Raw genomic sequence first — 14,344 nt, 5'->3', positions numbered from 1 at the left:
CGAATCAGCCGGCGCGCTTGCCCGTCGCCGGATCGAAGAAATGCAGATGCTGCGCAGGCAACGCGACGGGCAGCGTCTCGCCGCGCGCCGGACGCAGCGCGTGCGGCAGCCGCACCGCGACGTCGCGCGCGCCCCAGCGGCCGTGCGCGAGATTGTCCGCGCCGAGCAGCTCGCACGAATCGACCGCGAGCGTCGCGGGCGCGGCGCCCGGCTGCGGCGTCATGTGCTCGGGCCGCACGCCGAGTATCCATTCGCGCCCCGGCGCGACCTCGCCGCCCACGCCCGCGGCGCCCGCTACCGGCAGCCGGGGGCCGCCGTCCGCAACCTCGAACGTCGCGCCGTCTTCCGACAGCCGCCCGTGCAGCAGGTTCATCGCGGGCGAGCCGATGAAGCTCGCGACGAACGTCGTCGCCGGCTTCTCGTACACGTCGACGGGCGCGCCGATCTGCTCCGCGTAGCCGCGATTCATCACGATCACGCGCTGCGCGAGCGTCATCGCCTCGATCTGGTCGTGCGTCACGTAGACGCTCGTCGTCGCGAGCCGCGCGTGCAGCCGCTGGATCTCGAGGCGCATCTGCACGCGCAGCTTCGCGTCGAGGTTCGACAGCGGCTCGTCGAACAGGAACACCGCCGGCTCGCGAACGATCGCCCGCCCCATCGCGACCCGCTGCCGCTGCCCGCCCGACAGCTCGCGCGGCCGCCGCGCAAGCAGCGGCCCGAGCTCGAGGATCTGCGCGGCCGCCTGCACGCGCGCGTCGATCAGCGCGCGCTCGACGCCGCGAATCTTGAGCCCGTAGCCCATGTTCTGCGCGACCGTCATGTGCGGATACAGCGCGTAGTTCTGAAACACCATCGCGATATCGCGATCCTTCGGCTCGAGCGCGTTGACGACGCGCCCGCCGATCGCGATCTCGCCCTCCGTCACCGTCTCGAGGCCGGCGATCATCCGCAACAGCGTCGATTTCCCGCAACCCGACGGCCCGACGAGCACGACGAACTCGCCGTCGGCGATGTCGACGTCGATCCCGTGCAGCACGTATTGCGCGCCGTCGTAACTTTTCCTGACGCCCTTCAAGCTCAGCGCGGCCATGCTCCGACATCCTCCAGATTGCGTTTCATTTTTCCGAATCGACGAGACCGCGCACGAACCAGCGCTGCATCGCGAGCACGACGACGAGGGGCGGCAGCATCGCGACGAGCGTCGCCGCCATCACGAGATGCCATTCGGTCGCGGCGTCGCCGCTCGCGATCATCGACTTGATGCCGACGACGGCCGTCGTGAGCGACGCGTCGGTCGTGATCAGGATCGGCCACAGATACTGGTTCCAGCCGTAGATGAAGGTGATCACGAACAGCGCGGCGATGCTCGTCTTCGACAGCGGCAGCACGACGTCCCAGAAGAAGCGCAGCGGCCCCGCGCCGTCGATGCGCGCGGCGTCGACGAGCTCGTCGGGCAGCGTCATGAAGAACTGCCGGAACAGGAAGGTCGCCGTCGCCGACGCGATGAGGGGCAACGTGAGGCCCGCGTAGCTGTTCGTCAAATGCAGCGTCGACACCACCTGCACGGTCGGGAAGATCCGCACCTCGACGGGCAGCATCAGCGTGACGAAGATCAGCCAGAACGCGGCGTTGCGCAGCGGAAAGCGGAAATAGACGATCGCGTACGCGGACAGGATCGACACCGCGATCTTGCCCGCCGCGATCACGAGCGCCATCACGATGCTGTTGACGAGCAGCGTGCCGAACGGCGTCGTCATGCCGCCGCTGCCGCGCTGCCAGATCGCCGTGACGTTCTCGACAAGATGCGTGCTCGGCACGAGCGAGAGCGGCACCGTGAACACCTCGCGCGCGTTCATCGTCGCCGCGCAAAAGCCGACGTATACCGGAAACACGATCACGACGATTCCGGCGATCAGCACCGCATGGCAGAACAGGTCGAAGCCCTTGCGATTTTCGATCATGCGTATTGCACCCTGCGTTCGACGAAGCGGAACTGGACCACCGTCAGCGCGACGACGATCGCCATCAGCACCACCGATTGCGCGCCCGAGCTACCGATGTCGAGCCCCTGGAAGCCTTCCGCGTAGATCTTGTAGATCAGCGTCTTCGTGCTCTGGCCCGGGCCGCCCGCGGTCGCGGCGTCGATCACCGGGAACGTGTCGAAGAACGCATAGACGAGATTGACGACGAGCAGGAAGAAACTCGTCGGCGACAGCAGCGGCAGCGCGATGTGGAAGAAGCGCCGCACGGGGCCCGCGCCGTCGATCGCGGCCGCCTCGATCAGCGAGCGCGGAATCGCCTGCAGCCCCGCATAGAAGAACAGGAAGTTGTAGCTGACCTGCTTCCACACCGACGCGATCACGACGAGCAGCATCGCCTCGCCGCCGTTCAGCGCGTGATTCCAGACGATGCCGGCGCGCGCGAGCGCATACGTGATCACGCCGATGCTCGGGTTGAACAGGAACGCCCACAGCACGGCGGCGATCGTCGGCGCGACCGCGTACGGCCAGATGAGGAGCGTGCGGTACGCGCGAGCGCCGCGGATCACGCGATCGGCGCACGCGGCGAGCAAGAGCGACACGACGAGCCCGCAGACGGTCACGCTCGCGCTGAACACGAGCGTCGTCTTGAACGATTCGACATAGAGCGGATCGGCGAACAGGTGCGCGAAATTGGCGAAGCCGACGAACTCGCTCGACGTGCCGAACGCGTCCTGCATCTGAGTCGACTGCCAGAGCGCGACGCCCGCCGGCCAGAGGAAAAAGATCGCGGTAATCGCGAGCTGCGGCGCGACGAGCAGGTACGGCAGCGCGCTCGCGCCAAAACGGGAATGGGGTGTCATCAGCAGGATTCCGAACGGACGGAAGTCAGACGAATGCCGCCGGGCGCGGCCGCCGGCGCAACCCGTTCGCTCGCGAAACCGCACGCGCGAAAGGGCCGCGCCGGCGACGACGCACGCCGGCGGCGCAGGCTCAACCGCCCGACTTCTCGAAGCGGCGCAGCAACTCGTCGCCGCGCGCGGCGGCCGAATCGAGCGCCGCCTTCGGCGTCTTCTTCTGCGCCCACACCTGTTCGAGCTCCTCGTCCACGATCGTGCGGATCTGCGGCATGTTGCCGAGCCGCAACCCCTTCGTGTACGGCAGCGGCGGCTTGTTCATCATCTGCTTGATGGCCGTGTCCGCGCCCGGATGCTTCGCGTAGAAGCCCTGCTCGCGCGCGAGATCGTACGCGGCCGTGGTCACGGGCAGATAGCCCGTGTCCTCGTGCCACTTCGCGGCGACGGCGGGCGAGCTTAGATACGCGAGGAACTTCGCGACGCCCTTGTACGTGCCCGGGTCCTTGCCCGCGAGCACCCACAGGCTCGCGCCGCCGATGATCGCGTTCTGCGGCGCGCCCTTCACGTTCGCGTCGTACGGCATCATCCCGGTGCCGAAGTCGAACTTCGCGTACTTGTGGACTGTCGCCAGCGCGCCGGACGAGGTCGTCATGATCGCGCAGTCGCCGCTGTAGAACTTCGCGGTCGCCTCGTCCTTGCGGCCGACGTACGTGAACGTGCCGTCCTTCGCCATGTCCTGCAGGAACTGGATGTGCGCGATCTGCTGCGGCTTGTTGAAATCGAGCGTCGCGTCGGCGCCGTCGAAGCCGTTGTTGCGCGTCGCGAACGGCAGGCCGTGCCACGCGCTGTAATTCTCGAGCTGAATCCAGCCTTGCCAGCCCGTCGTGTAGCCGCACGCGTAGCCCGCCTTCTTCAGCTTTTCCGCGTCGGCCTTCACGTCGGCCCACGTCTTCGGCGGCTGGTTCGGATCGAGGCCCGCCTTCTTGAATGCGTCCTTGTTGTAGTACAGCACGGGCGTCGAGCTGTTGAACGGCATCGACACGAGGCGCCCCGTCTTCGCGTCGCTGTAGTAGCTCGCGATCGTCGGCACGAACGCCTTCTCGTCGAGCGGCACGCCCGCCTGACGGAACACGTCGGACACGGGCAGCACCGCCTTCTTCGCCTGCATCATCGTCGCCGTGCCCACTTCGTACACCTGCAGGATCGCCGGCGCGTTGCCGCTGCGGTACGCGGCGATGCCAGCCGCGAGCGCCTGGTCGTAGGTTCCCTTGAAGACCGGCACGATCTTGTAATCGCTTTGCGACGCGTTGAACTGCGAGGCGATCTCGTTCACGCGCTCGCCGAGCGCCGCCTCCATCGCATGCCAGAACTGGATTTCGGTGGCGGCGCACGCCGCCTGCTGCGCGCCGAACCAAAGCACGCCCCCGCACGCGAGCGAACGAACCAGCGTCTTGTATTTCATGGACCTCTCTCCTTTTCTCCTCAGTCCGGACAACGCGCGCCGCACCACAGCTGCGCCCGCGCCGGACCCGGCAAGCCGGACAGTCTAGTTTTCGTCTATGACAAACAAGCGTTGATACTCTTTCAGGGCGAAACGATCGGTCATGCCGGCGATGTAATGCGCGACGAGGCGCGGTTGCTGCGCGGCGTCGGCCGCTTGGTAATCGGGCGGCAGCAGGCGCGGGTCGCTCGTGAACGCGTTGAAGAGGCCGGTAACGACCCGCTGCGCCTTGCTCGCCATCCGCATCACGCGATAGTGGCGGTACAGGTTCTTGAACAGGAAGCGCTTGAGCGCCGCCGCCTGCGCGGCGATCCGCTCGCCGTGCGCGACGAGGGGCGGCGCCGCGCGCACGTCGTCGAGCGACGACGGCGCGTGCCGCACGAGATTGCGCGTGGTCGCGTCGATCAGATCGACGATCAGCGTGTTGATGATCCGGCGCACCGTCTCGTGCACGAGACGGCGGCCTTCGAGATGCGGATACTCGGCGAGCGCGGCTTCGTAATGCCCCTGCCACAGCTCGACTTCGGCAAGCTGCTCGATCGTGATGAGGCCCGAGCGCAGGCCGTCGTCGACGTCGTGATTGTTGTAAGCGATTTCGTCCGCGATGTTCGCGAGTTGCGCCTCGAGCGACGGCTGCCGGCCCTGCAGAAATCGCTCGCCGAGTTCGCCGAGCCTGCGCGCGTTCTCGCGCGAGCAATGCTTGAGAATCCCTTCGCGCGTCTCGAAGCACAGATTCAGGCCGTTGAACGCGCCGTAATGCTCTTCGAGCTCGTCGACGACGGCAAGGCTCTGCAAGTTGTGCTCGAAGCCGCCGTAGTCGCGCATGCACGCGTTGAGCGCGTCCTGCCCCGCATGGCCGAACGGCGTGTGGCCGAGATCGTGCGCGAGCGAGATCGCTTCGACGAGGTCTTCATTCAGGCGCAGGTTGCGCGCGACGGAACGAGCGATCTGCGCGACTTCGAGACTATGCGTGAGACGCGTGCGGAACAAGTCGCCTTCGTGGTTCACGAACACTTGCGTCTTGTATTCGAGGCGCCTGAACGCGGTGGAGTGCACGATGCGGTCGCGATCGCGCTGGAACTCGGTGCGCGCGGCGGGCGGCGGTTCGGGATGGCGCCGGCCGCGCGACTGCGACGCGTGCGCCGCATACGGCGCGAGATGTGCTTCGAGCGCGGCGGTGGTCGGCGCGGCGACGGGAATCGCCTGCTCGCCGCCCGCTTGCGAGGGCGGCGCGTCGCGGGTGTCGCGCGGGATGCCGCCGGGTATTTCGCTCACCGTGTCGTGTCCTCCACGTCAAATGCGCCGGATCGGCCCGCTTCGCGTTACTGGGTAGCGGCCGCCAGTGTCGCGAATATGGCGTCGTCCGACGCCTGGGTAATGATCGTCTCGCCAAAGCGCGAGAGCAGGATGAACTTGATCGCGCCCGCCTCCGCCTTCTTGTCGACGCGCATCAGCTCGACGTAGCGCGCGTCGCCGAGATCGGGCGCGCGCGTGGGCAGGTGCGCGGCCTCGACGACCTTGCGCAGCCGCGCGCGCGACGCTTCGTCGAGATGGCCGGTGCGCACCGACAGATCGGCCGCCATCACCATCCCGCAGCCGACCGCCTCGCCGTGCAGCCACTCGCCGTAGCCGAGCCCCGCCTCGATCGCGTGCCCGAACGTGTGGCCGAAATTGAGGATCGCGCGCAAGCCGCCCTCGCGCTCGTCCGCGGCGACGACGCTCGCCTTGATCTCGCACGAGCGCTTGACCGCGTGCGCGAGCGCATCCGGATCGCGCCGATTGAGCGCATCGACGTTCGCTTCGATCCAATCGAAGAATTCCGCGTCGGCGATCGCGCCTGTCTTGATGATCTCGGCCACGCCCGCCGCGAGCTCGCGATCGGGCAGCGTCGACAGCGCGCCGATGTCGGCGATCACCGCCTGCGGCTGATAGAACGCGCCGATCATGTTCTTGCCGAGCGGGTGATTGATGCCCGTCTTGCCGCCGACCGACGAATCGACCTGCGACAGGAGCGTCGTCGGCACCTGGATGAACGGCACGCCACGCATGTAACACGCGGCCGCGAAGCCCGTCATGTCGCCGATCACGCCGCCGCCCAACGCGATCAGCGTCGTCTTGCGGTCCGCGTGCTGCTCGAGCAGGCCGTCGAAGATCAGATTGAGGGTTTCCCAGTTCTTGTACGCCTCGCCGTCGGGCAGCACGACGGTCGACACGCGCTTGCCGAGCGGCGCGAGCGCCGCGCGCAACTTGTCGCCATAGAGCGGATCGACGGTCGCGTTCGTGACGATCGTGACCGACGCGCCGGCGATATGCGGCGCGAAGAGTTCGGTGCGGCCGATCAGATCGGCGCCGATGTGAATCGGATAGGCGCGCTCGCCCAGGTCGACGTTGACGGTAATCATGCTTGTATTGGCTTGGCGACGATGCCCGCCATCTCGAGCTGCATCAGCACCATGTTGACGAGCCCGTTGACGGATGGACGGCCGGTTTCGATGACGAAGTGCGCGCATTCGCGATAGAGCGGATCGCGCGCCTCGTACAGCGCTTCGAGCTTGGCTTTCGGATCGTCGGTTTGCAACAGCGGGCGGTTCTTGTCCTTGCGCGTGCGCAGCCAGAGGTCGTGCGGATTCGCGCGCAGATAGACGACGAGGCCGCGCTCGCGAAGCAGCTTGCGGTTCTCGGCACGCAGGATCGCGCCGCCGCCCGTCGCAAGCACGATGTTCTCGCGCTGCGTGAGCTCGGCGATCATCTGCGCCTCGCGCTCGCGAAAGCCCGTCTCGCCTTCGAGCTCGAAGATGACCGGTATGCGCGCACCCGTGCGCGCCTCGATCTCGTGATCCGAATCAAAGAATGGCCTGTCGAGCCGGCGCGCGACCGCCCGGCCCACGGTGGTTTTACCCGCCCCCATGAGCCCGACGAAAATTACGTTCACGTGTGGGTCCCGCGCTTGCAACGGCGTCCTCTGCTTCAATGAGTGTGTCGCGCAGCTTACTGGCAAAGCGCCTGCCTTGTCGAGCCTGGCTCCCATGGGGTTCAGGGCCCGATCACGACGGTCGGCGTAATGTAGACGACGAGTTCGCTGCGCTGCGCGCGCTGTGCTCGGTGCCTGAAAAGCGCGCCCAACACCGGTATTTTGCCCAAGAGCGGCACCCGAGTCACATCGTCGCGGTCGTCGCTCTCGAAAATCCCCCCGATCGACACGGTTCCGCCGTTTTCGACCTCGACACGCGTCTGCACGTGCTTCGTATGAATCGCGGGGCCGGATGCGGTCTCCTCGCCGATGCTGTCCTTCGCCACGTCAAGATCGAGAATCACACGCCCGTCGGGCGTGATCTGCGGCTCGACTTCGAGCTTGAGCGTCGCACGCCGGAACTGAACGCCCGACACGCCGTTGCCGACCTTCGCCTGGTACGGCAGCTCGGCGCCCTGCTCGACGACGGCCTTGGTCCGGTCCGCCGTCACGACGCGCGGGCTCGACACGATCTGTCCCCGCCCCTGCGACTCGAGCGCGCTCAGCTCGACATCGAGCAGGCGGCTCGCGCGCGCGGCGAACAGCGTGAGGCCGGCAGTGGCGGCGTCGAATCCGCCGATCGGCCTTGCCGTGAGGTCGGCCAACGTGCCGCCTCGGCCGGCGACGACACCCGTCGCGCGGTCGCCCGCGTCGGGCGCACGCAGCGCGAGGCGCGCGCCGAGATTGCGCGAGAACCCGCGGTCGCCCTCGACGATCCGCGCTTCGATCAACACCTGTCGCGACGGCGTATCGAGCTGGCCGATCAGATCGGCGATTTGCGCGAGACGCCCGGACATATCGGTGACGAACAGCAGATTCGTCCGAGGATCGGCCAGCACCGAGCCGCGCTTCGACAAAATCCGCTGCCCGGCCGAGCCGGCAAGCAGGCGCTGCACATCGGCCGCTCGCGCATAACGGAGCACGAAGCTGCGGCTCGAAAGCGGCTCCAGCTCCGCGGCGCGCGCGTGCGCATCGAAACGCAGGCGCTCACGCTCGGCGAGCTCCGCGACAGGCGCAATCCATATCACGCTGCCGCGCCGCGCCATCGCGAGACCGTGCGCATCCAGGAGCGCGTCGAACGCGCTGCGCCAGCGCACATCGTTCAAACGCAACGACACTGTTCCGCGCACGCGCTCGCTGACGACTATATTGAGGCCCGTGAATCGCGCGAACGCGTCGAAGACCGCGGCGAGGCTCGCCTGTTGCAGATTGAGGGAAATCGGGCGATCGTCGTCTGATTCGGCAGCGACATCGTGAGGAACCGTCGCGGCATCGGCGCTCGGCGGCGGCGGCGGCGGCGGCGGCGACGGCGAACGGCGCTCGTCGCTCATTCGCTGCTCGGGCGAGAGCGGGATGGGCGGCCCTTCCAGCGCGGCGTCCGCCGCTCGTGCAGAACCCGGCGCCCGTCCGCTTGCCGATGCGACGCCGGCCGCGGCCGAATCAGCCGGCGCCTCCGCTCCGGCTGCGGACGTGCCGGCCCGCGGCGCATCGTCGGCGAATTCGCCCGTTGGCTCGCCCTCGCCGCCCATGTCCGGCAGCGATGCCGCCGCGGACGTGCTCGCGAAGTCGTTTCGCCATGTCGACACGGCAACCTCCGGCAACGGCGCACGGCCGGCAGCACCACCCGGCATGCTCGCCGACCACCCGACAGGCCCGCCTGCGGGCAGAGGCGGCAACGACGCGGCGGCCGCATCCGCCGCTCCGATCGCACACCCCACCAAAAGTAGAGCGAATCCGCGCATCATCCCGTCGCTCCGCCTACCGTCATCTCGCGACGCCCGCCGCCGTGCGTCGCAAGCGTGACGCCGTCGGCGCGAAGCCGGGCGAGACGCCCGCCGCCGATCAACTGCCCTGGCGCGACGGACCACGCGGCATCGCCGCGCTCGAATAGCGCAAGCCCGCTGCGCCGATCGCGCATCACGCCGACGAGCCGCGCGGCGTCGGCTGCGTCTTCGGCCGCCAGCATCGGCATCGCGGCAAAAGGATCGGCGAGCCGCGCCTCGCGCGCATCGGCAGGCCGCTCGTCGCCACCGCCCGGCAATGCCGGCCACACGTCGAGCGTTGCGTCCAGCATCGTGGCGCCGCCGTCGCGCTTGACGCTCGACGCGACCGGCACCGCGAGCGCGGGCAGCGCAGCGAGCCCCGACAGAAAGCGGCACAGCGCGCCGAAGTCGCCTTCCGCGCTGATCGCAAATGCGTAGACGCCGCTGTCGTCACGCCCCTCGCCCTCGCCCGCGCGCGCGCCTTCGAGCCGTTCGAGCTTGCGCACCCGCAGCCCGCTCGCGTCCGCATGGCCGGCGAGCCGCAACGCGAAATCCGCAGGCGTCTGCCGTTCGCCCGGCAGGCGGCCGGCGCGCGCCGGCGACGCAGGTCGCGCGGACGGCTCGGCCAGGAGCCGCCGCGCGCGGGCTTCACGCGACGCGACCGCTTCAAGCGCCGTCCGGCTTCGTTCCACGCCGCCCCAGTCCGCGTCTCGGCCGACGTAAACACCCCACGCCAACACGCCGCAGGCGAGCGCCGCGCCCGCCGAAGCGCGCCACGCGAAACCCGACAGCACGTGCGAATCGGCCAATCGCCGCCAGGCGAGCCACGCCGCCGATCGTTCAGCCGACATGCTCACGCGCCCTCCCGTGCCGCCGCCCGTAGACGTGCCGCAACGCTCGCGACACGGCCATGCGTCACGCCGGGCCAGCGAATTCGCACCGAGAAAGAGAGCGACCGGCCACCGTCCGCATCGCGCCCCCACGCAGTTCTCACTGCCTGCAGCCCCGCGACCTCCATCGTCCAGCCGCGCCGTGCTGCGTCGAGCTCCGTCAGCCATCGTTCGGCCGATGCGGGATCGAGCGCGCTCGCTTCGAGCAACGCACCGCGCCCGTCGCAGCGGATCGAGCGCAGCCGCACGCCGCCGTAACGCAGTTGCCGAAGCGCATCGAACAGCTCGACCGTGCGCGCGCGCGGCCCGGCCCGCTCGGCAGCCAGCGCCGCGCGTTCGCGCTCGGCGTCGCGCAAGCGCGCCGCCTGCTCCGCTTCTTTCAGTTGCGGCGCCCAAGCGGCGAGCCGACGCTCCATCAGCGCACGCTGCGCATCGAAACGCGCGCGCTCGAACGTGCGGCCGACGCGCCAAAGCGCGGCGCCCGCGAGCCCCGCGCATGCCGCAGCCGTCAATTCGCCGAGCACGCGCCGCCGCGCCCGGCGGACATCGCGCGCCCGGTACGGCAGCAGATTGAAGCCGCCCAGCCACGCACGCCGCATCCTCGGATCACGCGGCACCGCGCCGCTCGCGGTGCTCGGCGTCATTCGAACACCCCGCGCAACGCAAGCCCGAACGCCACGGCGAAACCCGGCGAGCGTGCAAACTCGTCGTCGACCGCGCCGAGCGGCCCACAGGCCGCGCATTCGAACGGCAACACGATGCAGCCGAGCAGATCACCGACGTCGGCAAGCGAGATCCGCGCGCCGCCGAGCCATTCCGGATCGCCGGCGACGAATGCGCAGCGCGGAGCACCGGCCCGGGCAAGCTCGCGCAGCGCATCCGCGAGATCCGCGTGCTCGGGCGCGGGATAGCGAATCTGCGCGGTGACCGCGCCAGCCGACACGAGCCAGCCATGCACACCGCTCTCACCGATCCAGACACCGAGATACGGCTCGCCTTCGTCGATCTCGCGCGCGGCAACATGGCGCATCGCCCGCAATGCGGCGAGCGGCTCGCCGTCGATCGCGACGAGTTCGATGCCGGCCGACGCGGCCGCCTCGATCCGCACGTCGAGATGCACGTGCGCCGCGGTCGCGAACGCCACCTCGCGCGTCGCGGCGGCGTCGTTGACGCACCAGTCGACCGCGAGCGCGTCGCGCGCGAGCCCGGTGAGCCGCTCGGCCGCCGCACGCACGGCAGGCTCGACGGCCGCCCCGGCTTCTTCGCGCGGCCACGCGAGCGTCGCGGTCGAGAATGCGCCGTCCGGCAGCGCCATCACGCCCGCGATCGTTCGCTGCGCGACGCCCGCCCGCCGCACCTGCGGCGCCCGGTCGAACGCCGCGGTCATCGCGGCGGCGACGGCCGTCCAATCGGCGTCGGCCGACTCGTCGAACACGCCGGCCGGCAACGGCTCCGCGTCGAGCGCCTCGAGCCGCACCGTGCCGCCGCGAGCGCGCCGGCTCAACACCGCGATCCGCACCGCGCGCCGGTTCACGTCGATCCCCGCCGCGAAGCGCCGGCCGATCGACCACCACGAACGTTGTTGCATCCCAGTCCTCCATGAGCGCGCCTCCCGTCGAGGCACGTTACGGAGCCATTTTGCGAAGCCGGCCGGCGCGCCGGGAGTCTGCCGAACGGCCAACGCGCGCGCCGTCGGGCCGCAAGCGCGCTACGATGAATCATCGGCACGCCGCCCGGCCGCGGCGCGCCGGTTCCCATCCGGAACCCTTCCGGAGTCCGGTAAAACCGGGCGGCTATAATCGCGGGACTGTTTTTCTGGTATGCCTATGCAATCTACGAATCCTACGTCCCCGCCTCCCCCGCCCGAACCGCGCCGCCGCCCACTGTGGCTGACGCTCGTGCTCGGCGTCGCAGGCGTGTGCGTGGCGCTCGCAGTCTGCGCCGGGCTCGTGCTCGGCTACGCGCTCGTCGTCGCGTCGCCGAACATGCCGTCGCTCGACGCGCTGACCGACTACCGCCCGAAGGTGCCGCTGCGCATCTACACGGCCGATCACGTGCTCATCGGAGAATTCGGCGAGGAGCGCCGCGACATCGTCCGCCTGCAGGACGTGCCCGATTCGCTCAAGAAAGCGGTGCTCGCGATCGAGGACGCACGCTTCTACGAACACGGCGGCGTAGACCTGACAGGCATCATCCGCGCCGGCATCGTCGCACTGACGAACGGCCACGCGACCCAGGGCGCAAGCACGATCACGATGCAGGTCGCGCGCAATTTCTTCCTGTCGAGCGAGAAGACGTACACGCGCAAGATCTACGAGATGCTGCTCGCCTACCGGATCGAGCGCGCGCTCACGAAAGATCAGATTCTCGAGGTCTACATGAATCAGATCTATCTGGGGCAGCGCGCATACGGCTTCGCGGCCGCCGCGCACGCGTACTTCAACAAGGACCTGAAGGACGTGACGCTCGCCGAGGCCGCGATGCTCGCGGGCCTGCCGAAGGCGCCGTCCGCGTACAACCCGGTTGCGAATCCGAAGCGCGCGAAGGTCCGGCAGCAATACATCCTGCAACGGATGCTCGAGCTGAACTTCATCACGCGCGAGCAGTACGACGAGGCGATCGCCGAGCCGCTCGTCATCAAGAGCGCGAGCCGCGAATACAGCGTGCACGCGGAATACGTCGCGGAAATGGTGCGGCAGATGATGTACGCGCAGTACAAGGACGAGGCATACACGCGCGGGCTGAACGTCGTCACGACGATCGATTCCGCAGACCAGACCCTCGCGTACCGCGCGCTGCGCAAGGGCCTGATGACGTACGACCGTCGTCACGGTTATCGCGGGCCGGAGGGCTTCATCGAGCTGCCCGCGAACGCGGACGACCGCGAGCAGGCGATCGACGACGCGCTCGTCGACCATCCGGACAACGGCGAGCTGATCGCGGCCGTCGTCACCGAAGCGAGCCCTCGACAGATTCGCGTCGTGTTCTCGAACGGCAGCGACGCGACGGTGAGCGGCGACGACCTCCGCTTCGCCGCGAGCTCGCTGTCCGCGAACGCGCAGCCGAACAAGCGAATCCGCCCCGGCGCGATCGTGCGCGTGTTCAAGAACGACGACGGCTCGTGGGCGATCGGCCAGTTGCCGCAGGTCGAAGGCGCGTTCATTTCGATCGTCCCGCAGGACGGCGCGATCCGCTCGCTGATCGGCGGCTTCGACTTCAACAAGAACAAGTTCAACCACGTGACGCAGGCCTGGCGGCAGCCGGGCTCGTCGTTCAAGCCGTTCATCTATTCGGCGTCGCTCGACAAGGGGCTCGGCCCCGCAACGATCATCAACGACGGCCCGCTCTACTTCAGTGCCGCCGAAACGGGCGGCCAGCCGTGGGAACCGAAAAACTACGGCGGCGGCTTCGACGGCCCGATGTCGATGCGCGTCGCGCTGCAGCGCTCGCGCAACCTGGTGTCGATCCGCATCCTGAACCACATCGGCCCCAAGTACGCGCAGCAATACATCACGCACTTCGGCTTCGACGCGGATCGCCACCCGGCCTATCTGCCGATGGCGCTCGGCGCGGGCCTCGTCACGCCGTTGCAGATGGCGGGCGCGTTCTCGGTGTTCGCGAACGGCGGCTTCCGGATCAATCCGTATCTGATCGCCGAAGTGACCGATCCGAGCGGCAACATGGTCGCGCGCGCGCAGCCGCTCGTCGCCGAGCAGAATGCGCCGCGCGCGATCGACCCGCGCAACGCGTACGTGATGAACAGCCTGTTGCAGAGCGTCGCGCAGCGCGGCACGGGCGCGCGCTCGAACGTGCTGAAGCGCACCGATCTCGCGGGCAAGACAGGCACGACGAACGATTCGCGCGACGCGTGGTTCGGCGGCTATCAGCACACGCTCGCGGCGATCGCGTGGATGGGCTACGACAGCCCGCGCAGCCTCGGCGATCGCGAAACCGGCGGCGGCCTCGCGCTGCCCGTGTGGATCGACTACATGGGCCCCGCGCTGAAGAACGTGCCGGAATACAAGATGCCGATGCCCGACGGCGTCGCGACGCTCGGCGGCGAGCTGTATTTCAGTCAGTTCACGCCGGGCCACGGCTTCGTCTCGACGGTCGGCGTGAACATGCCGGCCGCACCGCCCGATTCCGCCAGCGTCGTGCCCGGGCATGTCGACGAGCAGGAGAAGCAGGACATCATGAACCTGTTCCGCGGCGGCAACTGAGCGCCGTTCGCCCCAAAGGAAAAAGCGGCCTTCAGGCCGCTTTTTTCTGGTTCATCGCGGAATTCCGGGGAACGCGGCGCGGATCTTGAGGAAGAAGTACTCCTCGTCACGGTACCCGTAGGCC

The 14,344-nt window shown here is 68.6% G+C and carries 12 protein-coding genes; 1 reads left to right on the top strand and 11 read right to left on the bottom strand.

Annotation, left to right across the window (positions count from 1 at the left end; all coding sequences use genetic code 11):
* Nucleotides 1-4 precede the first annotated feature (4 nt).
* The 11 genes from WS91_RS29010 to pilM all read right to left on the bottom strand — a co-directional run bounded on the left by WS91_RS29010 (nucleotide 5) and on the right by pilM (nucleotide 11,588).
* A complete protein-coding gene (locus tag WS91_RS29010) occupies nucleotides 5-1,090 on the bottom strand; it encodes a sn-glycerol-3-phosphate import ATP-binding protein UgpC (RefSeq protein ID WP_059577364.1) in 1,086 nt (361 codons plus the stop codon).
* 25 nt (nucleotides 1,091-1,115) lie between these two features.
* Nucleotides 1,116-1,961 (bottom strand): sn-glycerol-3-phosphate ABC transporter permease UgpE, encoded by an 846-nt coding sequence (ugpE, locus tag WS91_RS29005; protein ID WP_059671511.1) that lies wholly within the window; start codon nucleotides 1,959-1,961, stop codon nucleotides 1,116-1,118.
* Nucleotides 1,958-2,842, bottom strand: a complete 885-nt coding sequence (ugpA, locus tag WS91_RS29000; RefSeq protein WP_059646844.1) for a sn-glycerol-3-phosphate ABC transporter permease UgpA — start codon at nucleotides 2,840-2,842, stop codon at nucleotides 1,958-1,960. Before ugpA ends, ugpE begins: the two co-directional genes overlap by 4 nt.
* 130 nt (nucleotides 2,843-2,972) lie before the next feature.
* Nucleotides 2,973-4,298, bottom strand: coding sequence for a sn-glycerol-3-phosphate ABC transporter substrate-binding protein UgpB (ugpB, locus tag WS91_RS28995; RefSeq protein ID WP_038749692.1), 1,326 nt, complete (start codon nucleotides 4,296-4,298; stop codon nucleotides 2,973-2,975).
* Between the two features lie 84 nt (nucleotides 4,299-4,382).
* Nucleotides 4,383-5,612 carry a deoxyguanosinetriphosphate triphosphohydrolase gene (locus WS91_RS28990; RefSeq protein ID WP_059577368.1) on the bottom strand — a complete coding sequence of 410 codons (1,230 nt, stop codon included), beginning with the start codon at nucleotides 5,610-5,612 and terminating at the stop codon, nucleotides 4,383-4,385.
* 47 nt (nucleotides 5,613-5,659) lie between these two features.
* Nucleotides 5,660-6,739 (bottom strand): 3-dehydroquinate synthase, encoded by a 1,080-nt coding sequence (gene aroB, locus WS91_RS28985; protein WP_059671510.1) that lies wholly within the window; start codon nucleotides 6,737-6,739, stop codon nucleotides 5,660-5,662.
* Nucleotides 6,736-7,290: a shikimate kinase gene (locus WS91_RS28980; protein WP_060821402.1), complete on the bottom strand. Its 555-nt coding sequence runs from the start codon at nucleotides 7,288-7,290 to the stop codon at nucleotides 6,736-6,738. Before WS91_RS28980 ends, aroB begins: the two co-directional genes overlap by 4 nt.
* An 80-nt stretch (nucleotides 7,291-7,370) precedes the next feature.
* Nucleotides 7,371-9,092 (bottom strand): type IV pilus secretin PilQ, encoded by a 1,722-nt coding sequence (locus WS91_RS28975; RefSeq protein WP_059671509.1) that lies wholly within the window; start codon nucleotides 9,090-9,092, stop codon nucleotides 7,371-7,373.
* Nucleotides 9,089-9,901: a hypothetical protein gene (locus tag WS91_RS28970; RefSeq protein WP_059671561.1), complete on the bottom strand. Its 813-nt coding sequence runs from the start codon at nucleotides 9,899-9,901 to the stop codon at nucleotides 9,089-9,091. The genes WS91_RS28975 and WS91_RS28970 overlap by 4 nt, the downstream gene beginning before the upstream one ends.
* Before the next feature lie 62 nt (nucleotides 9,902-9,963).
* Complete coding sequence (locus WS91_RS28965) at nucleotides 9,964-10,644, bottom strand: hypothetical protein (protein ID WP_059671508.1); 681 nt, start codon at nucleotides 10,642-10,644, stop codon at nucleotides 9,964-9,966.
* Nucleotides 10,641-11,588 carry a pilus assembly protein PilM gene (gene pilM / locus WS91_RS28960; protein WP_059671507.1) on the bottom strand — a complete coding sequence of 316 codons (948 nt, stop codon included), beginning with the start codon at nucleotides 11,586-11,588 and terminating at the stop codon, nucleotides 10,641-10,643. The genes WS91_RS28965 and pilM overlap by 4 nt, the downstream gene beginning before the upstream one ends.
* Before the next feature lie 238 nt (nucleotides 11,589-11,826).
* Here pilM and WS91_RS28955 point away from each other — a divergent pair, with 238 nt between their 5' ends.
* Nucleotides 11,827-14,220, top strand: a complete 2,394-nt coding sequence (locus tag WS91_RS28955) for a penicillin-binding protein 1A (RefSeq protein ID WP_081989679.1) — start codon at nucleotides 11,827-11,829, stop codon at nucleotides 14,218-14,220.
* The last annotated feature ends 124 nt before the right edge of the window (nucleotides 14,221-14,344 follow it).

It is taken from the genome of Burkholderia sp. MSMB1498 (assembly GCF_001526245.1).
Classification (GTDB): Bacteria; Pseudomonadota; Gammaproteobacteria; order Burkholderiales; family Burkholderiaceae; genus Burkholderia; species Burkholderia savannae.
The sequence above is the reverse complement of the archived record's forward strand: the minus strand, read 5'-3'. Positions and strand labels throughout refer to the sequence as shown.